Source organism: Aggregatibacter sp. Marseille-P9115, from assembly GCF_920939465.1.
Lineage (GTDB): Bacteria > Pseudomonadota > Gammaproteobacteria > Enterobacterales > Pasteurellaceae > Aggregatibacter > Aggregatibacter segnis_B.
Genome location: NZ_OV100759.1, coordinates 1 through 22,255, shown reverse-complemented (window position 1 = coordinate 22,255; position 22,255 = coordinate 1). Strand labels below are relative to the sequence as shown.

The window sequence follows — 22,255 nt, the reverse complement described above, 5'->3', positions numbered from 1 at the left end:
TTTTCCTTTATTCTTCTAATAACTGCCCTAATCCGCTCTGGCGTTGCACCGGATTTTTCACCGCACTTTCCCACACACTTTGCAATGCAAACACCGTGAGGAAATCTTTAGTGCGCGTAATACCGGTATAAACCAGCTCTTTGGATAAAACCGGGCTATTCTCCAACGGTAAAATCAGGAACGTATGTGGAAACTCGGAGCCTTGAGATTTATGCACGGTCATGACAAAGGCAGTCTCATGATTCGGCACACGGCTTGCCAGCACCGTTTTGTAGCTATTTTGTCCTTGTTCAAACCAAACGCGCCCATGACCTAAATAAATGCCGATGTCGCCGTTATACAAGCCGACACCGCTGTCATTTTGCGTCACCATAATCGGCTTGCCGATATACCATTCCCGTTCCTGATGAAATTGTAACAACCGCTTTTGACGCAATTTTTCCGCGATAGCCAAATTTAACTGCTCGACACCAAACTCCCCTACGCGTAATGCGGTTAAAAAACGGATGTGATTAAACGCAGCAAAAATTGACCGCACTTTATCTTCCTGAAGAACGCCATCAGACGGAATCTGTTGTAAATAGCGCGCATATTCTTCTGCAGCACGATCGACAATCAATTTCACACAAGCTTTACGCTGTTGCTCGTCGTCTTTATAACTCAAATAATGCGCAAAATCCGTTAAGTACACACCACAATGCTTATCTTGATGTTGCTGATATTGTTGTAATAACTGCCAACTCTTGAGCGCATCCCCTAAATTCACGGTCGTTGCCAACTCACCTACTTCCGGATTCGCCCCAAAACGGCGACTGACTTGTAAATAACAAATACTGTCGCTAATAGCATTTACCTTATCTTCTGATGGCAATGTCATCCCTGTCGTTGCCTGTAAATATTGCGCCATGGACGAGCTGTATGTCGGTTTTGCCGCATTCACAAAACGCCCTAATTCCCCCAAAATAGCACCGGCTTCTACGGAAGCAAGTTGATCTTTATCGCCCAACAAAATCAGTTTGGTGTCCGGTTTGAGCGCATTAAGCAATTTTGCCATTAAGGTGAGATCGATCATGGACGCCTCATCCACCACCAACACATCCAACGGCAATGGATTGTCCGCGTGATAACGGGTTTCTTCACTGAAAAAACGCACACCAAGCAAACGATGGATCGTTTCTGCGTTCATCGGAATTTGCAGATTTTCGATGATTTCCCGCTTACTTGGTTCCTGTGCAAATGTCTGTTTTAAACGTTCCACAGCATCCACAATGGATTCCGTTAAACGCGCTGCTGCTTTACCTGTTGGCGCAACCAATTTAATGCGCAAATCGTTTTGATACAGTTCTTGCAAGGTTAAAAGCAACTTCGTTACGGTTGTTGTTTTCCCCGTTCCCGGCCCGCCGGTAATTAAACAAAAACGCTGATGCAGCGCCATAGCCACGGCGATTTTTTGCCAATCAATCCCCTGTTCTTCCTGAAAATAGCGATCGAGAATCGAGGCAATTTGTGAGAGTTGCTCGGTTGAAAAAACAGGCTCAAAACAGACCGCACTTTTGAAGTAATCGGCAATCCGAAATTCGTCTTGCCACATGCGATAAAAATACAAACAATTAAACTGCAACACCAAAGGCGCGATTTGCTGTAATGGCGAATCCGTAAAGGCGATGTGTTGTACCTTTTGCAAGGTAGATTGCCATTGTGAAATCGGCACATAATCAATTTTTTGCTGAATTTCGGTTAAGTAAACACGCTCGTTGAAATAATCCTGTAAACCGAATAAATCCTGTTCAGTGGCTTGGTTCAACAAAAGACAAGTGTTACCTTGACGATAATTAAAATTACACAATGCCGCCATCAGCACCGCCAAGTTTTGCACAGAGGGCGCATAATTAAACGGTTGCTGTTTGCGGTGAATAAACTCGGAAAAATAATAGTCGGCGGCGTTAATAATGCCTTTTTCTTTGAGTTGAGATAATAAAGTTAACATCAGAACAAATTCTCCAAGGCTTGAATTAACGCATAATCTGGTTTATCAAAAAACACGCCGTCCTGATTTTCCCCGTTCATGCCACGTAAGAAACAATAAAACACACCGCCAAAATGGATTTCGTATTGATAGTTTGCATCACGTTGTTGCAAATAACGGTGCAATGCCAGCGTGTAAAATAAATATTGCCAGTCGTAATGGTTTGCCAGCATGGCTTGCTCAAGGCTTTTACCAACATAGTCTTGCTGCTCGACACCAAGAAAATTCGATTTGTAATCCATCAAATAATATTTACCGTTATGGCAGAAAACCAAATCCATAAAACCGCGCAACATGCCTTTAATGGCATCAAATTGCAGCGCTTCCGATGGCAAATGGTGATGTTTTTGCAACGCGCGATTAAATGCCGACACATCAAATACCCGATTGAGTTTCAAATAAAACTGCATTTCTTTCACACATTGCTGGCGAGATAAATTATTCAGCTTCAACGTTGAATCATCCACACTTAACGGCGTATCTAAAATGGCGTTCATCCATTGTTGTAAGGATGGCAACCAGGTTTCATCTAACTGTAACCATTGGCAGAGTTTTTCTACCTTGTCTTCGTTTAACGGCTGGCTAAAATCATATTTTTCCAAGAAACGGTGCAACGCTGTACCGATTTTAATCCCGTGCGGGAAATCAAAAGGCGAATAGCCGAAAGGATAGGCAGATTCATGACTAGCGCTTTCAAGCATTGCTTCTGTTGCTTGTTCGTTAAAATCGTAATCTTTGCCACCATCAAAAACAGGTTCAAAAACGACCGCACTTTCTGCCGCCAGTTGTTCTTTATAGTATTTTTTATTTTGATGAATTGCCTCAATGGCGCTGAAACTGGTCACCGTCCAGTTTTGTTCAATATGACCGGTAAATGTTGCCGCGTTTAATGGCGCTTGAGTCTCCGACTGCATTGGTGCATCTAGCGCTTTCAATGCCGTGGTTTCAGAAATCTGAATACTCCCCTCTGGGGCATCATTAACCAACTTTTTCAATAACGGTAAGCTATCGTAGGCTGTCGGCTTCTCATTTGTTTGAATTTCCCCTTGAGTGAGCACATATAACAAGGCACTCCACTTTTCCTCAAAGGTTTTCGGCACACCGATATTCAACTGATATTTCGCTCGGGTCAGCGCCACATAGAGTAAACGAAGTTGTTCGGCAAAATCCTCTTGCTTTATATCCTTCTCATGGGAACCATCAATATCCCACAGCACGTCGTCCCGCTCTTGGTCGTAATAAGTGGAAATGTGTTCAGACCAAGTTTTGGCAGCATAACCGACAAACGGCAACCAAACTAAATCGTATTCCAACCCTTTGGATTTATGAATCGTGACAATTTTGACCAACTGCAACTCGCTTTCCAACCGCACTTGTTGTTCTGTTTGCCGATCTTCCCCTTGAATTTGCTTTTCAAACCAACGTAATAATGCCGCTTCACTTTCGTTTAACGTTGCTGCTTCTTGCAATAACTCCGCTAAATGCAACAAATCCGTCACTAGGCGTTTACCATCCACAGTGGGATACAATTTTTCAGTGATTTTTTCTTGTAGGAATAACTGGTGCAACATCACCAATACACCTTGTTTTTGCCAGTTTTTTTGATAATGAATAAATTTTTCTACCCAATATTCCCAACGGTTTTCGTCTAAACGAATACGCTGAATATCTGCTGCCGTTTGCGCAAAAATCGCGGTCGCAACGGCATTTAAAATATTGCGTTCGGAAAATGGATTAAGACAGGCCCGTAAAATCAACAACAGATCCTTTGCTGCTTTACTATCAAACACATTGCTATTTTCAGACAAAAACACAGAGGCAATACCAAGACAGCGTAACTCATTTTTTACCAAATCAGCTTCTTTGCGACTACGAACTAATACGGCAATACTTTCCGGTTTTAAGGTTTTTTCGACACCGTTTTCATCAGAACGAAAATCAGCGTTATTTTCCACCGCACTTTGCAACCAATGTTGAATAGAAATGGCACAGGCTTTCGCCATATTCTCTTTTACAGAGGATTCATCCACATAAAACCGTACGGCAGGTTCCACTTCACCGTTTAACCAAAATTGCGGATGATTGTCTTTAGATTCGACCGGCAAGAATGGAATCTTGTCATATAAAAATGGAGGCTGTTCGGTAAAATCAAACAATCGATTGACACATTGCACCACATCTTGGTGAGAGCGGTAATTTTTTCCTAGATTGAAACGGTGCTGTGCTTCGTCAGACGCTTTAAAGTAAGTAAAAATGTCTGCGCCACGGAATTTATAAATCGCCTGTTTGGGGTCGCCAATCATAATAAAGCCGTTATCAGACGCCTGATCTAATCGTAGTGGTTCTACATATACCTTAGAAAAGATCTGATACTGCACCGCATCCGTATCCTGAAATTCATCAATCATGGCAAACGGGAATTGATAACGAATCAACTGAGCAAATTCAGTATTATTCAGATGACATAAAGCTTCTTTTAACAAGCGCAATAAATCATAAAAACTTTTTTCGCTATGGTTGAGTTTGTATTCAGCTAGCTGCCCATTCAGCGTTTCTAAATAATGAAACCAAAGCGCTTGAGACAGTAAAGCCTGTTGTTCGGAAAATACTAACAACTCATCAATTTTAATGAAAAGCGGGTGACTCAAAGCTTTCTGTGCTTCCTCGCCTTTCTGTTCATCCATTGCCGTTTGACCGAAGCGGTAAAAACAATCCGGGAAATCTGCTTTTTCGTTTTCCGCCCAACGTTTCATAGCGGCAAGCCATTTCGGGCGATTGGCAGATGTAAAACTGCGACGGTTTAATTTTTGTTCTTTCGCATTCTTATATTTGGTGTTGATTTCTGTTTCAATCAACTCCGTAATTTCCACCTCTTTTTCTAACCATTTTTGCTTTAATTCCTGAGTTTGAGCGATTAATGCTTGCGAGTAATCAGTAAGTTTTGAAAGAAATTCCTCGAAAGTCCCCTCAAAAAAGTGCGGTCGTTTTTCCGGGAGTTTTAATTCGGTTCCGGCAAATTTTTTGATTTTTTTAACAATATTGCTTGGGGAAACCAAACTCTTCTGAATAAACTCGGCAACCGCATAAGGCTGTGAATAAAAATGCTCACGCCAAATTTTTTGTGCCAAGTGCAACAACAACTCATCTTCTTCGCCAGTCAATTCTAAATTGAAATGAACGCCTGAATTGAAGGCGTATTGCATCAGCATTCGGCGACAGAAACCATGAATGGTATAAATTGCCGCCAAATCCATGTTTTGTTCCGCCAAAGTCAGGCGTTGAATGGCAAGTGGTAAATCAGTGATGCTCGCAACTAATTCGCGTAAAAAATCATCCTGTCCAAACACCGCAGAATCTTGCATCTGCTGATAAGTCGTCAATTTTTGTTTGGCATCGTAAATACGTTCACGAATTTTGCGTTTCAGCTCCTCCGTTGCCATTTCGGTAAAGGTCACCACCAAAATTTGCTCGACGTTCAACGCATAGGGAAACGCATTTTCCCCTGCCTGCAATAATAGGCGCAAATAAAGGGAACCCATGGTGTAGGTTTTGCCCGTACCGGCAGAGGCTTCAATTAGACTAACAGCATTTAACGGGATAGAAATCGGATTGAGTTGTTGCATGGTTGAGATTACGCGAATGAAAAAATATTGAATAAAATAAGGGCGGAACCGAATCCGCCCAATACTCTCGTTAGAAATTAACGACTTTATCTGCCCATAACGTCCATTTGGAAACATCGTCTAAGGTGCCGCGAGTAATGCCGTCAATTAATTTGGTTTCAAATAAACCGCGTGCTTTGGTGCAGCTTGTGCACAGTTTAACTTCCGCACCTTGAGCTACCAAAATTTCCATCACTTGTTGTACGTTAGAACCTTCATTTGGGTGCTGACCGGCAATGCCACTTAACACCGAATCACCAAAACAGAACACTTTAATTTCCACTTCCTTGCCATGTTCTTCCTGCAAATTCACCGCTAAACGTAATGCGTTGAAGCTTTTTTCTGTGCCATATGGCGATTCATTTAAAATAAAAAGAAGTTTTTGCATAATAATTAACCTACCCAGATAAATTTAATTAAGAATAATAAAGAAACCACCCAAACCGGTGCATTCACTTCATGCCAACGCCCTGTTCCGACTTTCATCACACAATAGCTGATGAAGCCAAAGGCAATTCCTTCCGTGATGGAGTATGTAAATGGCATCATCGCAGCAGTAATAAAGGCGGGAGTCGCTTCTGTTAAGTCGTCCCATTGCACTTTAATTAAGCTGGATGCCATCAAAATACCCACATAAACCAATGCGCCCGCGGTGGCATAAGCAGGCACCATGCCGGCCAATGGTGAGAAGAAAATCGTCAGTAAAAACAATAACCCGACAACAACCGCCGTCATACCGGTACGCCCACCGACAGATACGCCTGCACCACTTTCAATGTAAGTACTGATCGCAGAAGTACCGATATACGATCCGACAACGGCGCTCGCACTATCAACATATAAGGCTTGTTTCATTTTCGGGAAACACCCTTTTTCATCGCTAAAACCTGCTTTATCGGTAACACCAAGCAAGGTACCGGACGAGTCAAATAAGTTCACTAATAAGAAAGAGAAGATAATACCAATAAGTGCCGTATCCAAGGCGCCGGCGATATCCACTTGGCCAACCACTTGAGTTAATGCCGGCGGCATGGAAACGATGCCATGGAACATCACGCTTTCGTCAAAATACAATGCAAGTGCGGTGACTGTTGCGATAGAAATTAGCACGCCGGAATAAATATTGCGTGCTGCCAACACCACGATAATAAAGAAGCCAAGGATGCCCAATAACACTTGCGGACTGTGTAGATCGCCTAAAGCCACTAAGGTTGCAGGATTTGCAACAACCAAGCCCATATTTTTAAAGCCAATTAAGGCAATAAAGAAACCGATACCGGCACCAATGCCGACTCGTAAACTAAGCGGAATGGATGCCATCAGCCAATAACGAATTTGGAAGATAGTCAATAGCAATAAGCCGACAGAGCCCCAGAAAATAGTACCCATACCCACTTGCCAAGAATAGCCAAGTTTACCGACCACCACATAAGCAAAGAAGGCATTCAAGCCCATTGCCGGCGCTAACGCGATAGGCAAGTTACTGAATAAGCCCATGGCAATCGTACCGAAGCCTGCGATTAAACAAGTGGTCACAAAGACAACTTGCTTATCCATGCCCGCATCACCCAATACCGATGGATTCACAAAAACGATATACACCATGGTGAAAAAAGTGGTGATTCCGGCAATAATTTCCGTTTTAGAGGAGGTTCCTTTTTCTTTTAATTTAAAGAATTGTTGTAGAAAAGATTGATTTTCCATTGTAATTTCCAATCAGAGACAAAATAAAAAACGATGAAAAACAAGGTTATAAGAAAGGTGTTTTTCCCGCTGATTCTAGCAAAAGATCAGAAAGACTGCGATGGGTTTGGAAAAATAAAAACGAGATAAGAAAGAAGAAAAATAAGGAAAGAAAAGATGGTGCGACCGGCTGAAATAGACTTTATATGTCATGCTATGTATCAACAGTATGCGGCAAATTTCGTATGGTATTTGTAATACTAAATGTAATACCAAAAAAGACGGCGGAATTACCCGCCGTTTTTACTAACAATAACAAACCGCCCACCTTTGATGCTTAGCTTACTGATTGCTGCTGAATCGATTGATTATTTAGGCGGCAATTCAATTTCTTTAATTTTACCACCGGCAAAAAGATAAGGATTGATTGCGTTATCATCTCGCACAAAGCTATTCGGCTCGTTAATAATGAGTTGAGACAATGCCCAATCGTGGATATTAACTTCGCGACCAGGTGCTTCGTCTAAGTAAAATGAGTTGTAAGACAGTGGGTTTTTGTTGTTTTCGCGCCCATTACTAGACACATAGCTTGCAATCGTAACTGATACGCTATTATTGATGTAATCAGCACCAATATTCACGATTTCGTGATAATCAACAATTGCTCCAGTTTGAGCGTCTTCAAGTTTCTTTTCGATGTATTTCATGCTTTTCCCTCATAAAAAAGACCGCACTTTGGCGATCAACTAACTTGAATAAATGATGTGGTGGATAACGCATATGACAATATCATAAATGTCAATTTTGGTGTGGTTATGGTGGCGACGTTTCCTGTTGGGCCTGTTCGGTGAGATTTCACCTCAAGTATACTTTCTCGCTCATAATTAACAACTTTAGATTGATTTTTAGGTAAAACAAACCCTTCATCATCACCAATGATAATAAATCTATCCGTTTTGGAAGGATGGATAGTTATTGTTGCGCCATATATTGGTACATCAGCAGTACCTCTGGAATAATGAAGCGTTCCTGAATCATTATTACTTGTCCATGTATATGAATAACTCTTTCTTATCGTTCTTGTATGCTTTAACTCCCCCTTAACGTGCTCAATAATTGCCCCGCCTAATAACTGAGTAACTTCAAGCTCGCCGCTAAATTTACCCGTTACACCCTCTAATCGAGTCCCTGATATGACTCCACCATTGATTGTGGTTCCGGTTATTGCGCCACCGGTTACTGTTGCTCCATGAATGACATTACCGGTAATTGTCCCCCCGGTTATTTTAGGTGCTTCGATCTCCGTATTAGCGCGGATATGACGCCCAATAATTGAGCCATCTGCGATTAAGTCACCGCTCAACGCTAACTGATTATTAGAAACAGTAAACACATTTCGCACTGTGCCATCGGTGGCATTTTTAACAACGCCGAATTTGTCAGCCATAATAATCACGGAGCTTTCAGCGGTTTTACCGTCGCTTGATGCGCCAAGGGCAATCCCCGCAATTGCGGTACGTCCGCCAGCTATTGCTTGTGTTTTGATGGTATGTATCGCCGAAAATTTACTGCTCACATCTTCAACTTTTCGGCTTGCCACTTCGATTTTAGCGGCGGCATTTTCGGCTAAGTTTTTAGCACCTTTTGCCGACTCCGTGGCTCCGCTGATTTCATCGATGAGTTCTTTTGTGAGTGCGCTCTTGTTGATTTGTCCGTGGATATAATCAACAATCTTTGTCGCGTCGCGCTCTGTTACGCCCTCGACCGCATCCGTAAATTTCCCCGCAACATCTTTACTCACCATGCGTGCCCAAAAATAATAGCTATCAGCAACACCTAGTCCGGTGTAACTGTAGCTATTCGTCGGGTATGCGAGAGTGACAAGTTTCCGAGCATGTTGGAAATTGTCGTCTTGACTAACCCAAATCTCAATAGCTGAGTTTGGATTGGCAAAAACAGGATTACGCCAGTTAAGGTCGATCCCCATCAACTTACTAACCGTCACCAATTCAGCGATCGTAAAATTCACGCTAAATGATTTGGTGACAGGTTCAGACAATTGACCTACGCCATTTTTCGCGCGGATTTCTGCGGTGTAATCGCCGTCCGGTAGCCCGGTAAAGGCAATGTTCGTATTTGTTAAGTCATCATAGACTTTATACAAAGTGCGGTTACCGTCAAAAGTGCGGTAGAGTTTGATTTGATATTTAACGGTAGATTCATTCTTCGCAAAATATTCAAATGATAATCTGATTCCGTCATCCGTTGCGGCCACATCAACATTTTGGATACGATAGCGATCCGGCACTTCACTAAATGATACGGGTTCAAAGTGCGCGCCACTGTCAACAATCGCTTCTTTCTGCGGTTCATGTTGTAGCGCGGTGATGGTGTACTTGCCCTTGCTTTCCTCTTTGATACTCAAAGCACGGTATAACTGCGGCTGTACTTTCTCTCCATGACGCAACCAAACGCCGTATTCTGTAAGTCCCGTCGGCGCTTTATCTAATACGATTCGGTTTCCATCCAAGACATCAATCACTTTAATGCCGGTGACTTGCGCGTTTTGGTTGTAATACAAAAACTGTTCACCCGTTTTAAATGGCACTTCGCGATCAAGCGTTACGACTTTATCCGTCACAGACAGTACACGTCCGCCTAATTGCGTTCCAGCATAGTCATTATCCGCAACAAGGATAATATCGCCCGGTACGTGCATTAATCCTTCGGCGCCAACGGTAAATGTGACCGTGCGGGTTTCCAGCTTTTCTGTTTCCAAGATCCATCTCCCGGTACGGTATGCTTGCCCGCGTGAGGTGCAACCAAAAGCGGTAACTTTTTTCACGTTCAAACCGTAACGGCGGATCAAATCATCGTCCGAAACACAGATAACGTCTTTTTCGTAGTTATTCTGTGCGTTGGCGTACTCAACGTGGATTTCGTTGTGGCGCGCTTTCATAGCCGAATAAGAGTAAGTAAAGCCCTCTTTGTCAACGTTGGCGTTCGTGTACGTCCACACCGGATCGGCTGGGCGGTCTTGAATTACCGTAAATTCCCGTCCGTTCCACACCGGCATTGCGCGGAAAATCGAACAAATATCATTGATAACGTCGTATGCTTGGCGTTGCTCCGTGATCCATGCGTTACAAGTAAAGCGCGGTTCTTTTCCACCAAAACCATCATCTACCAACTGATCGCAATATTGCGCCACGTTGTAAAGCGCCCACTTATCTACGGCAAAATCACCAAGACGACGACCGAAACCATAGCGTTTGTTTTTCAGCAAATCATAAAGCACCCATGCCGGGTTATCGCTCCACGCTGCTTTAAACGTACCGTCCCAAGTGCCGTTATAAGCCCGTGTTTCCGGATTATAGTTGCTTGGCACTTGTACGATGATTCCGTAAACATCATATGTTCGATTCGGGATACTTGAAAAATAGTCCGAATCAAACTTGATGCCGACAAGCGCGGTATTTGGATAAGCTAACCGCGTTTCGATAATCTCGGTATAGCTCGCCCAAATAGTGTTATTTTGCAACCGTTGAGACTTACTGTCCTCGTCTATACGCTCGACTCGCACGGTAAAAGGCGTCGGCGGCAGATTATCAATCTCAATTTGGCGCAAATACTGTGAGCTGTACTTGCCGTTAATCGTTAACGGGATTACGCGCTGACCGATGGTAATATTCATCGTTACGCTCGCACCGTGCGTGTCTCCCTGATCGTTTTGCGAAAAAAGGCTTTGTACACCCAAGGTTAACCGTAAGCGTGATACCTTGCCATCCGATACCGTGCGGGTTAAAGGCGTATTTTTGCGCACCTGAGTTCCAACAGAAATCTCTTTTTCGGACGTGTTGAAACCCTCAAGAATATCCTGATCTTGAATACCTATGCGCCCTTCTGCTTCCACATTGCTAAAATTATAGGTTCCGTCCTTGTTTTGAATTGGCGTGTTGTCCAAGAAAACGGACTGCACCCCATTAACTAAGCCTTTAACTTCGCCCTCGGAAACAATCTCAACGATTCTTACCGCCTGTTTACTGCGTCCAGATTCCGGCGCTTCATACGGCGTATGACCGCCGCCACCTCCACCACCGCCCATGTGTACCTCTCAAAATAAAAACCGCACATAAAAGTGCGGTCAAAATTCAATTCGTTTTACATTCTGCCTTTTCTAAATCCGACAGGTTTTTCACTTGTTTTCGCCGTTTCCACATCGTATGTTTCCACGCCTTGCGAAATAATTAATGAGCCGGTGCGGATTTTCCCGTAAGCCAGTGGCACCGGTCGCCCTTGCGCTGCCATGTTTGACAAGTTAGTAAATGATGTGGATTTCTGTTTTTCGGCTTCTTTCCCTTGTCCTGGCATAGTTGGGGTTTTTGTTAGCATTTGAGCAACACCGCCCAAGGTCATAGCCAACCCCGCAGCAAATGTGGAGCCTCCAGTCCAAATTGAAGCAACCATTAGCACCACGCCGATAATGACAGAGAATATGCCCGCTTTCTTCGCTCCGGCAATAACCGGGGTAAAATGCACTGTCATTCCATCTTTTAATTGATAGCCAAGATCGCGCTCAACGTAGCGACTATCCATGTAGCGTTTACCGATGCGGACTTTATAAAATCCCTTCGCCAGTGTTTCTCTGAATTTCGGCAACTGGCTACACAACGCACGGATAATTTCCGCCGTGTCTTTTACATCGAGCTTAAATTCACTGCCAAATTGCTTAAGGCCGCCGTAAAGTTTAACTGTGACCACTCTTTAAATCTCCATAAGCTATGCGTATGCTTGAGCCAATAACCATCGTATAAATCACGCTTTGATAACCGACGGAGGCTGTGATGTAACACCATTTGATCACCAATATAAATCGCCGCGTGATTCGGCACATCAGAGCCAACTTGGATCAGGATAACATCACCGACCTGTAATTCTTTTACGTCGGTTAGGCGTTCAAAACCTTGTTCTTCCATGTGATCCATATACAGGTTAAAGCCATCTTCCCACCAGTAATCATCACGTTCAAAATTAGGAAACTCTTTGCCAGACAACCGATAAAAATCGCGGAATAACGTGTAGCAATCCGTTTTCCCGTGGATAAATTCACGCCCCAATAACGGAGGCACCCACGGAAAAACATAAATTTCACCGTTACACACAAGCCACCAATCAAGCGCCGTATTTTGTTGCATCTGAAAATCTGCCGGAGATAAAATAGGCTCACCGCCGGGGTGCGAATGAACAAGGGCGACAATATTCCCTTTCATGCCAGCGGAAAGAAAATCATCAGGCGAAACCTCGAAAAAGTTTTCCGGGTCGTCTGCGATATTCTCACAGTTAATAAATTCAAGTTCACCACCAACAAAAACAACAAAGCCGCACATTTCGCGCGGCTCCAGTTCTTTTGCTATTTTCAATATGGTTCTTTTTAAATCTTCGTTCATTTTTACCCCAATTTATCAACGCTTGGGAATCCACCAAAATTAACCACGTTATTTCGTAACGCGCACCCTGTGACTAATCCGCTACACTTGTCTTTCTTGCGGTCGTTTGTCGGTTGGTCTTTTTCGTCTGCTACTGCGGGACCGGTATAACCGCACTCTACTCCACGATAAAGCCATGAGCAAATTGTGGTAATCGTACGGCATGAGATGTAAGCATTGTCCGTTTCCATCGGCAAAGCCAACGTAAACGAGATAACATCACGCTTATGCGTTGCGACCTGTTCAATGACAAACAGGCTTAATGCTTCTTGCGTCGGATCGGCTTGCTTATTGCCGTTTTCAAAATTCACGGCGTCAAGATACTGCATATAGACCATTCGTCGGCGGACAATGGCGCCCAAGCACTGATCGAATCTAATCAAAAGTGCGGTAACAAATCCATCAAGATTCATCAAATTCAACGTAGGGCGATTGCTCGGGCCTTGACCTGACATTTCAAAACCATCAGCGCTTACGCCATAGGCTTCATATGTATGCCCCTGCCAGACAATAGGCTTGCGCATTTCATTAGTACCGGCATAAAAACGATATAATTCGCCGCTCATGCCGTCCGAATCTTTCAGCCCGCGCAAATCCACCTCCCAAAGCTCGATCATTGCGTTTTGTTCAAGTTTGGCGAGGTCTAATTTAAATTGATTGCTAATTGCTTGTGGCATTACAACGTTTCCTCAAAATCGCACGAAAATTCCGTGTAAACAGTGCCGACTTTCGCCGGCCACTTCTTACAGACAACTTTAACCTGTTGCCCACTGTACGGGTCGTTAAATAAAAACGGCTTGATGCCTTTGTGTTCCCGCAGGAACTCATGTACATCAAACCGTTCTTTATTTTTGACTTTCACCGTCACCGAGTAAGCTTGTAATAGCGCATTTATACCGGACGGGCGACGCTGTTTGTAGCCGTCCCCGAATTCCATTTCGTCAACTTTTGGCTCGTTGTTAACTTCAAAATTCGGACGAATACACCACTTAAATGTTTTCATCGAGCAAACGCGCCCCCTTGTCGCATACTTTCTTGTTGATGATAGGCGATACGGCTATCCGCAATTCTCTTCATCAATTCGACCGTGATTTCAACCTGATCGCCACGTTGCTCTCGACTAACTCGCGCTTCCATTGGTTCACCGTTGTTAATAACTTTTACGGATATATCCCCATTGGCTTGACGACTGAGTAAACCGGTATAACTCGGAGAACCACCGCCACCAACACGCCCACCGTTCGCAAATTTAGGCAATCTCCGCTGATTGATTGCCGTCATAAATCCAACGCCGTAATGATCCACTGTGCGAGCAGTCATTACAAACTCATTATTAGACAACCAAGCAGGGATTGAATCGCTTGTTCCGGTGCCAGGACCGATAACGTGACCACCTGTAGCGTACCCACCAACTGGGCCACCATCAGCAAAACCAAAGCCCATCGCACTTGCGGCAGATTTTATCGCATTGAATAACATCATCTTGATAATCATGTTAGAAATATCTCGCATAATTGATACTGCCATGCCTTTAAAATCCGCTTTTCCGGTCATAACAAAGTCAGTTAATGCGTCAGACATAGAATTAAATGCGTTAACCGTCACATTACTCATATTGCCGGCTACATTTGTTACATTTTCTTCAATTGTAGCTATTCCCTGTTTAACACCTTCGACCGCACTTCCGCGCGCTTCTTCGGCTTGCTTTTGGATTTCTGCTCGACGCTCTTTCAGTTTGGCAATTTCTTGATCGAGCTTAGCAATACTTTCATCGGTCATGCCGATTTTCAATCTAGCCGCTTCCAAATCCAATTGATGGTTATACTGCATCAACTCTTGCTCTTGGCGAGTTTTGCCAAGTAGCGTTAATTCAAACTCCATTGCCTGTAACTTTTCGGAGTTATCAAACGCAAACTGATTGATCGCCACTTCCTGATTTGCAGCGTCAATTTGTGAGGCAAAGCTTTTCAGTTTCGCAAGCCCCTCAGCACCGAAATGAGCGTATTTTTCAGCATTGGCAACAATATCTTGAGTGAGTTTATTCACTTCCTGATATTGGCTAGGTTGACCAAATAAAGCGATGTCTTGAGCGTTGGCTTTTACTTCCGCCAACTTCTTCTGCATTTCGCCAAGTTCTTTTGTGTACTGCTTGTCGTAATCGACTTTCGAACCTTTCTTTTTGCCGCCTTTCTGCTCGTCTTTCGCTAAGTTCGTTTGGGTGTACTGAGCAACATAATCATCAAGCATTTTCCCGGTGTAGCCCTTTTCCTGCCCCTCACGCAGTCCGCGATGTTGATATAACGCCTTTCCTTTGAGCTTGGTTTCTTCCTGCTCTCCTTTCAAATGCGCCATATCTTTTAAATATGCGGCGCTCAATTTGTCGCTGGCGTAGGCTTTAATGGTTCCATCCGCTTGCTTGATTGCGGTCGTACCCTTGCCAAACATCATCGAAAACAACTCATTCAGGCTTTTTTTCGCATCATCGGCGGATAATTTCAAATCATCAAGAGTGCCGGAAAATACAAGTACTTTATTTGTGACATCAGGCGTTTTTTGTGCGCCTTTGCCCAACTTCTCATTGAGTTCGTCTTGCGTTGCCGTGAGTTGCTCGGTTGATTTATCTAAATCCTTTTGAGCGTTCTCAAGTTCGTAGGTTAAATCAATTAGCTTATCTTGGATTTTCTTACGTTGCTCTGCTTCGCTTTCAAACTGATACCAGCTATCAGATCCGTAGTTCTCCCAACCTTTATTCAATGATTCAATCTGTTTTTCAAGATCGGCAATTAAGCGCTTTTTATCCTCGACATTTTTCTTAAATGCCGCCTGACTTTCTTCAAGATCTTTAACTTGCTTATTCAGCGCTACGGCGGTCATCTGCTGTAGTGCTTCTTTGCTAGTATCGATTGATTGTGTGTATTCTTTGGCCTTTTGAGTGGCCTCTTCTGTCGCGTCAGCCGTATTTAACCAATATCCGGCAAACGCCGCTAATGTTGTAACAGCAGTAACACCAAGCATGATAGGATTTGATAAAAACGCGGTTTTCATCAAATTAAGTTCAGCTGTCGCTCCTCGTACAACCGCTCGATAAGATGTCATCAAGATACTTGATCGAGCCAATCCGGCATTAGCCGCCGCTTGGGTAACTGCGTTTTCAGCATAAGCGGTTCGCAATGCCAGTTTCGATGCCGTTAATTCTCTTTCAGCTACGACAAGCTGTTGAGTAATTATCTTCTCCTGTTCTTTCAGTGCGTTATACTGCACCATGCCGGCGGCACGCGCAGAAGCGTTAGAGCCTTGTAATTGTGTAGCCAATAATTCTCGCTCGGCGATAGTTTGTTGTTGCGCCACTCTCAAATTATCAATGCGTGCTTTCATCGCCTGATAATCTACCGTAGCCTGACGCAATGTCGCTGAGGTGGTTTCGGTCATTGCCGCCGCTCTTTCGCGTACGGCTTGCGCAAGTTGTTTTTCTTGGGTAATCGCCACGCGTTGAGAGGCGTAATCGTGTATGCTACGAGATACTCTTATAGATCCCCAAACACCAACAAGAGCCAATCCTGCGGCGACGGCAGCATCCATATTATTTGCGACAACTAAAATACTTTTAGCAACCTTATCCGAACCACCTACGGATTTGTCTAACTCACCAACAAATTTAACGGCTTTAGTGTTCAATACTTCCAGCGCGTTTCCAACCGTCGTAACGGTTGTAGCGTAATCAATATCAATTTTATCTTTGACTTTCTCAAGTGCACCAATAACACGTTCGGCTGTTAGTTCCCCATTTTCACCCATTTCTTTAAGGGCACCAATTGGCACCCCTAGACCGTCAGCAATAGCCTTAGCAAGTGCCGGTGTTTGGGTCATAACAGAGGTGAGTTCTTGTCCGTTTAATACGCCTTTGTCTAACGCCTGACTAAATTGCAATAACCCAGCTTCAGCGGATGCCGCACTTACACCAGATAGCGCAATAGTTTTATTAACGGTTTCCGTTAAATTTGCCGTGTTTTTTTGTGCGCGCCCTAGCTGATCTTCTGCATTTGCTAATTTGGTGTAAACCTGACCGGTTGCGGATAGGCTTTGATATGTACGGGTTGATATGTCAAAAATATCCCGCATTGCTGCCGCTTGTTCCGTCTGATCTTTCGTTACAAGTTTAATGCGGTTCCCAAGTTCGGTATATTCGTCAGCAAAAGACAAAACTTTTTTTACCGGAATGCCGGCAAACAAATTTATCTTAACTAACCGATCCGCGCCTTGGATACTTCTCGTCAGCCTTTGTACATTCTGCTCAATCGAATTTAGATTGCTGTTTGTTGTGGTGGCAAATTTAACCGCACTTTTTTGTGCGCGCTCCAATCCTTGCGAAAACTGGACTGAATCTAAAGCCAGATTAATATTCAGTGAACCTAATTTGCCAGCCATATTTACTCCATAAAAAAAGGCTCGCCAAAGCGAACCTTTTCTAAAAATTAATTAACGATTACTTGTGCAGTTGAGATTTCTCAACATTGAATTCAATTATATTTCCAATCACTAAAACAGTAATGCCGTTGAGCAATGCGAACAAGCCCCAAACCCAAAACGTAGAACCTGCCAAACCACCACCGAAAGACATATAACCGAGAAAAGAAATATATCCAACAGCAACCAAAAGGAAGATGACTTTTCTTAATTTATAAGTTAGCCAAACAACACCCAGGCTTTCTAAAAATTCCATGTTCCCTCCAGCATTTCAACGTTTAATTTCATGCTTCTAATGTACGAAACAATAGCCAAAATAGCAATAAAAAGTGCGGTCAATTTTTACTGCGTTTTAGATTTCGTGGCGATTGCCCGGATAGGCTAAATCGGATTCATTGAATTTACGAATCTTCGGCAGCACACGGGAAAGATTATCATCGCGCCATGGATCAGCTTCTAAATCTTTACTCATTTTGAGTAAGATTCGGCGGGCATGTTCCACTGTAAACGGATATTCATTCGCTTGGCTGACAACTTCCGGCGCGATCGGTGCTTGTAGCAATTTGAGTGGTTTTACCAACATTTTGAGTGAACCAATCACGCGCACGGCGATAAACCATAACCAAAGTAAAACGGTGATGTCGTTTTCGGTCATTTCGATGGTATATGTTTTTGGTTTTGACTCTGGCAACGCTAATTGTTGCGGTTGGTTGCGGTGCATTGCCAAAAATGCCCGTAACACAATCAGGTGGAATTTTGGTGAAATCCACATTGCGTAGGAAAGCACTAATTCTTCGCAAACCCATGTGCCTTGAAGCTCAGGGTTACGACCGCCACGGACTATTTTTACCGATGCAGGAAATCCTGCATCGCTTGAATTATCTATTTCCGCAATAAGATCTTTGGTTTGTTGATTAGACATAAACAAAGACGGTTTATGGCGATTTTCTGACCCGCTTGCAACATGAAGATCGTTTAACGAATAAAGATTGTCAGATTGGCGAATTGAAGTTTTAAGAATAGTTAAGTTAGACATAGAATGTCTCCTTTTGGTGTTTCTTCGATATTTAGATTTACCCATATAGGGTGCCGAGCGGTTCGAAGGCTGCCAAAAGTCAGCTGGACGTATTCCCCTTGCGGGTATTGTATTAGTCACCCGCTCGGCATAGATGAAAATGGATTTATGCGTGTTAAGTCTTAATGGCAATAAAACTAAACGAGATCACAAATTTTGCGCATAAAAAAACCGCTATGCTATCGGGTGCGGACTTCCGCTTTTGGTTTCAGGCTTCGACACCTTGAAAAGCATACTAATAAAAAAGCCCCTTGGGTGTCAAGGGGTATTGTCTATAATCCGGCTGCTTTAACTAATTCTTTCAATCCATTAATTTCATTTTGGGTGAAAGAATACTCGTTATTACAAATCTTGATGTCAATCTGGTTTGCGTTTGCCAGTTGTTTAAGTTGGGCATTCGTAGGACGATAAATATTTAACTGTAAATAGAAGTCACGCGTCGCTGTTAACCCAGAATTATACAGTTTTAAATTGAATTTTTTACCATCAACTAACCAGTGGGTTTCATCACATTTTACAGGAGAACGCCCTTTTTTAGTGATAAGTAACTCGTTATATTGTTTCTTATCCTTTATAACGGAGAATTTTTCGGGGACTATAGTTTGAGTATATCGACTATTTACTATTCCAGATACCTGCCACTTGATTTCACGTTCACCAGTGAATTTATCTGTTTTATCAGTAACTTCACCCTTTAAGGCTAATTCGTCTTGCTTTGCCCATTTTTCACTTAGGCTTTCTTTCTTTTGTTGTGGTACGGCGCACCCAGACAAAAACGCAGCCATAACGCCAATCAATAATAATTTTTTCATTTTAGGTTCCTCTTATTTGTATGATAAAACTCGTACATTCTAAGGTACTATTCAAGTATAGGGCTGTCAATTGTTAAATTGTAAAAAATACTACAAAAACATTTGATTTTGAGATGTAAAAAATACTACAATAAAATATCTAGCGAGGGCTAGATACAGCAACCACCCACGCTGTGAAAAGTGGGGCTAACTTAATAAACTTTGATAAGGATTTTTATATGTCAATGACTAGAGCCCAAATCAATGCCAAAAGCGATGCCAAGCGTGGTGTAAGAGTGCAATCCTATAAACTACACGAAAATACTATTGCACGCTTAGCCGAATTATCACAACAAACAGGACAATCTAAAACCACGATTGTCGCTAAAGGAATAGATAAAATGACAGAAATACAAGTAACAATTAGCAATTTATGCAAATATTCTCATTTCTACGCAGATGAATATGCAGCGTTCTTATATGACGCTATCATTGATAAATATCCCAATGCGAAAATAACATTTATTTTAAGTAATGAGTGCAATACCAACATTATTCCAGAAATACCTTATATCCGCGGGATAAATTCTGAGGGAAATGTATTGGAAGATATAGAAAATATCTGCCAAAAAACTTGCGATTTATTGATTGAAAAATGCAAAGATCGAAGATTACATTCAAGCCCCACCCCTGAACCATCTATTTATCCGAATGAGCCTAAAATAGAGAAAATATGGCATTATCTTGAGGGTAAAGGTGTAAATATGTTCACGCTTGGTTGGTAATATCTACAAGTTAAAAAACAATTCCATCTGCTGAATTTGTTCAAATTCTCGGGCAAGTTCAGCTTTTTCTTTTTTGCAATCGCTTAATGCTTTTCCCTTTTGGCTTGAATGTTCTTTGTAACTTGCCATTTTCTCTTGCCACGCAAGCGTTTTATTTTTTACTTCATCTCGGCGTGCTACACCTTCCGTCCAATAATCCCATAAAGCAAGGAAACATTCTTCTTGGTAATTTTCCAAGCGTTCTTTTAAATTGGTGCGAACTTTGTTTGGGTTGATGCTAAATAGCCAGCCGTTTAATTTCTTAATTGGCATACAAAGCATTTCATATTTTTTGCCATCTTTTCCAGTTGTGGTGATAAGACCACAACTGAATTTGTGGCTGTAAGTGGTTAGTTTCTTATGCTGGTTCTTCCAGTCTAAGCCAATCCCCTCAACAATCTCACGCATTGCCACATAAGCAATACCGTTGTTATCCACTAAAGTAACTTCTTTTCCTAAAAACTCTGCTTTTAATGCTTGCATATTTTTCTCCTAATTCTCCACTAAAAGGGCGCCTGTAAGAAACGATGAGTGGAGAAAGGAAACATCGCTTTCGAGTGTACTTTTCTATCTTACAGGCAATAAAAAACCGACTATCTCTAGTCGGTTATCGATTCGCTAAATACTCAGTAACGCCGTCGTCTTCTTCGTCATTTTCGACCGTACTTTCTTTGTAAAACGGCATAAAATCGGATAATTCAGGCGGTTTAGCCTTTGTATCGCGGTTTATCATCGCCAACAGGTGGCTGATTTGCGCAGTGCGGTAATCTTCCCGCCAAAGCCCGAAAGGTTGTTCTTGATAGAATAGCTCGTATTCTTGAAGCTCTCTTTCGGGCATTTGCTCAATTTCACTCAATGTTTTACCCAACGCAAGGCTAAGGTTTATTTGGAACTTGCGCCGGTCGGTGAGTTTTTTGGATTAAGCCCCATAATAGCTTTATTCACCGCATCAAAAATGCCACCGCCGAGTTTAGAAATCAGCTTTAAATCTTCTTCACTGTCAGGATTAAATAGATTAACGCCATTTTCATCACATAAACGAAGCGCAATACCGCGCGGTAAAGCATTCGGATCGTAAATGTTTTGTAATTGCTTTTGCAATTCGTCTTCATCGCCCAAATTTAGTTCTTTACCTTGGGCCAAGGCTAATTTAATTAAGTGTTCGCGCTGACCGTAAATAATTTGGTTATTTTCGCCGACAGACAGATCGCGGATATAGTAAGTTTCGCCCTCATATTCAAACGGTGCGACTTTCGGTTTTGTTGCTAAAAGTTTTTCACGTAAACTCATTTCAATTCTTCCATTCATTCAAAAAAAATGACCGCACTTTTATGTGCGGCCGCATGGATTAAGCTACCGGCAATAAGTAATCGCGTTTCGCTTTTTTGATTGTCACACCTGAATCAAACTTACCTTTCACTTCACCACTAAAATTAGGTGATGTTTGGATAAATCCAGTGCCGTAAAGAGAACCTTGATTGTTTTTTAAGATCATCATCCATGGGAAAGTTTCTTTGGCATAGAATTTCTTACGCAAATCTTGTTGCATTGGTGTTGCCGGCGCGTAGAAGAATGTCAGTTTAATTGAGCCGTACTCAATTTCACCCGCTTCGGTTTCAGTCCCTTCGCTACATATTGTCGTAACATCTTCTTCACCAAGCGTATCACCGTCGCCTTCAATGTTTTTGATTGCGCAGAAGTTAGATGACCATTTGACGATTGCCACTTTTGCCGCCGTGAAATCGGTCGGCACGTCGTGGTTACTCCAGTCCACTTCGTCAGCCAACGTAATTTTGTCGTTTGTGACGGCTTTCACCGGGTAATGACCATCAAGGGAACCAAGACCGGTTACTTTGACAAAATCACCGACTTTCGCACCGTGGCCGGTTGCGGTAATTGTCGCATTCGGCTTTACCGTAACAGCTGTAACGGCTTTTTCTTCGTTTAAGCCGACACCTAAATAAAATTTAGTCCCTTGGAAAGGGGTTGTTTTTGTTGTCATGTTTTATTCTCCATAAGCAATTTGATAATTGATTACGCGACGATGTAGCTTTGTATCCGCTTCATAATCGCTAAAATCATTCATGCGCTCCGCAAAATCGAACGCCGCCGAAAGCGCGGTAAAAATCTGTTTGCGCAGGCTAAAAATGTCATCAGGATTTGGGCTGTAAATGTCAATCTGCACCTGATAATCATCAAGATCGCCATCTTCCAGCGCCGAATTTGGCGAGATGTTCGGGAATT

20 protein-coding genes are annotated in these 22,255 nt (G+C 42.7%); 1 reads left to right on the top strand and 19 read right to left on the bottom strand.

Annotation, left to right across the window (positions count from 1 at the left end; all coding sequences use genetic code 11):
- Window positions 1–7: 7 nt before the first annotated feature.
- From recD to LQ983_RS00035, 14 genes are all read right to left on the bottom strand, one after another.
- Complete coding sequence (gene recD / locus LQ983_RS00100) at window positions 8–1,987, bottom strand: exodeoxyribonuclease V subunit alpha (protein ID WP_230621188.1); 1,980 nt, start codon at window positions 1,985–1,987, stop codon at window positions 8–10.
- On the bottom strand, window positions 1,987–5,649 hold the full coding sequence (recB, locus tag LQ983_RS00095; protein WP_230621187.1) for an exodeoxyribonuclease V subunit beta: 3,663 nt from the start codon (window positions 5,647–5,649) through the stop codon (window positions 1,987–1,989). Before recB ends, recD begins: the two co-directional genes overlap by 1 nt.
- Before the next feature lie 70 nt (window positions 5,650–5,719).
- Complete coding sequence (locus tag LQ983_RS00090) at window positions 5,720–6,076, bottom strand: DsrE/DsrF/TusD sulfur relay family protein (RefSeq protein WP_230621186.1); 357 nt, start codon at window positions 6,074–6,076, stop codon at window positions 5,720–5,722.
- Between the two features lie 5 nt (window positions 6,077–6,081).
- Window positions 6,082–7,392 (bottom strand): NCS2 family permease, encoded by a 1,311-nt coding sequence (locus tag LQ983_RS00085; protein ID WP_230621185.1) that lies wholly within the window; start codon window positions 7,390–7,392, stop codon window positions 6,082–6,084.
- A 347-nt stretch (window positions 7,393–7,739) separates the two neighbouring features.
- Window positions 7,740–8,078, bottom strand: a complete 339-nt coding sequence (locus LQ983_RS00080) for a hypothetical protein (RefSeq protein ID WP_230621184.1) — start codon at window positions 8,076–8,078, stop codon at window positions 7,740–7,742.
- Between the two features lie 35 nt (window positions 8,079–8,113).
- A complete protein-coding gene (locus tag LQ983_RS00075) occupies window positions 8,114–11,476 on the bottom strand; it encodes a host specificity protein J (RefSeq protein ID WP_230621183.1) in 3,363 nt (1,120 codons plus the stop codon).
- Between the two features lie 56 nt (window positions 11,477–11,532).
- Entirely contained in the window at window positions 11,533–12,132 is a 600-nt protein-coding gene (locus LQ983_RS00070) for a tail assembly protein (RefSeq protein ID WP_230621182.1), read from the bottom strand.
- Window positions 12,069–12,818 carry a C40 family peptidase gene (locus tag LQ983_RS00065; protein ID WP_230621181.1) on the bottom strand — a complete coding sequence of 250 codons (750 nt, stop codon included), beginning with the start codon at window positions 12,816–12,818 and terminating at the stop codon, window positions 12,069–12,071. The genes LQ983_RS00070 and LQ983_RS00065 overlap by 64 nt, the downstream gene beginning before the upstream one ends.
- Before the next feature lie 2 nt (window positions 12,819–12,820).
- Complete coding sequence (locus LQ983_RS00060; protein ID WP_230621180.1) at window positions 12,821–13,534, bottom strand: phage minor tail protein L; 714 nt, start codon at window positions 13,532–13,534, stop codon at window positions 12,821–12,823.
- Window positions 13,534–13,860 carry a phage tail protein gene (locus LQ983_RS00055; protein ID WP_230621179.1) on the bottom strand — a complete coding sequence of 109 codons (327 nt, stop codon included), beginning with the start codon at window positions 13,858–13,860 and terminating at the stop codon, window positions 13,534–13,536. Before LQ983_RS00055 ends, LQ983_RS00060 begins: the two co-directional genes overlap by 1 nt.
- Window positions 13,857–17,282: a tape measure protein gene (locus tag LQ983_RS00050; RefSeq protein ID WP_230621178.1), complete on the bottom strand. Its 3,426-nt coding sequence runs from the start codon at window positions 17,280–17,282 to the stop codon at window positions 13,857–13,859. The genes LQ983_RS00055 and LQ983_RS00050 overlap by 4 nt, the downstream gene beginning before the upstream one ends.
- A 58-nt stretch (window positions 17,283–17,340) precedes the next feature.
- Window positions 17,341–17,577: a hypothetical protein gene (locus LQ983_RS00045; RefSeq protein ID WP_230621177.1), complete on the bottom strand. Its 237-nt coding sequence runs from the start codon at window positions 17,575–17,577 to the stop codon at window positions 17,341–17,343.
- Between the two features lie 96 nt (window positions 17,578–17,673).
- A complete protein-coding gene (locus tag LQ983_RS00040; RefSeq protein WP_204356015.1) occupies window positions 17,674–18,357 on the bottom strand; it encodes a KilA-N domain-containing protein in 684 nt (227 codons plus the stop codon).
- A gap of 311 nt (window positions 18,358–18,668) precedes the next feature.
- Window positions 18,669–19,208, bottom strand: a complete 540-nt coding sequence (locus LQ983_RS00035; RefSeq protein WP_230621176.1) for a hypothetical protein — start codon at window positions 19,206–19,208, stop codon at window positions 18,669–18,671.
- Between the two features lie 218 nt (window positions 19,209–19,426).
- Between LQ983_RS00035 and LQ983_RS00030 the strand changes: the two genes are divergently transcribed.
- Complete coding sequence (locus LQ983_RS00030) at window positions 19,427–19,972, top strand: hypothetical protein (protein WP_230621175.1); 546 nt, start codon at window positions 19,427–19,429, stop codon at window positions 19,970–19,972.
- A gap of 3 nt (window positions 19,973–19,975) precedes the next feature.
- Here the strand turns inward: LQ983_RS00030 and LQ983_RS00025 are convergent, their stop codons facing one another.
- The 5 genes from LQ983_RS00025 to LQ983_RS00005 form a co-directional block, all read right to left on the bottom strand.
- Entirely contained in the window at window positions 19,976–20,494 is a 519-nt protein-coding gene (locus tag LQ983_RS00025; RefSeq protein ID WP_230621174.1) for a phage antirepressor N-terminal domain-containing protein, read from the bottom strand.
- Window positions 20,495–20,618: 124 nt separating this feature from the next.
- The gene (locus LQ983_RS00020) at window positions 20,619–20,849 is read right to left on the bottom strand and encodes a DUF4035 domain-containing protein (RefSeq protein WP_230622579.1); all 231 of its coding nucleotides are present in this window, start codon (window positions 20,847–20,849) and stop codon (window positions 20,619–20,621) included.
- Between the two features lie 44 nt (window positions 20,850–20,893).
- Entirely contained in the window at window positions 20,894–21,319 is a 426-nt protein-coding gene (locus tag LQ983_RS00015; RefSeq protein ID WP_230621173.1) for a hypothetical protein, read from the bottom strand.
- Between the two features lie 40 nt (window positions 21,320–21,359).
- Window positions 21,360–22,013, bottom strand: coding sequence for a hypothetical protein (locus LQ983_RS00010; protein WP_230621172.1), 654 nt, complete (start codon window positions 22,011–22,013; stop codon window positions 21,360–21,362).
- 3 nt (window positions 22,014–22,016) lie between these two features.
- A partial coding sequence (locus tag LQ983_RS00005; protein WP_230621171.1) for a DUF3168 domain-containing protein occupies window positions 22,017–22,255 on the bottom strand: 239 nt, incomplete at its 5' end.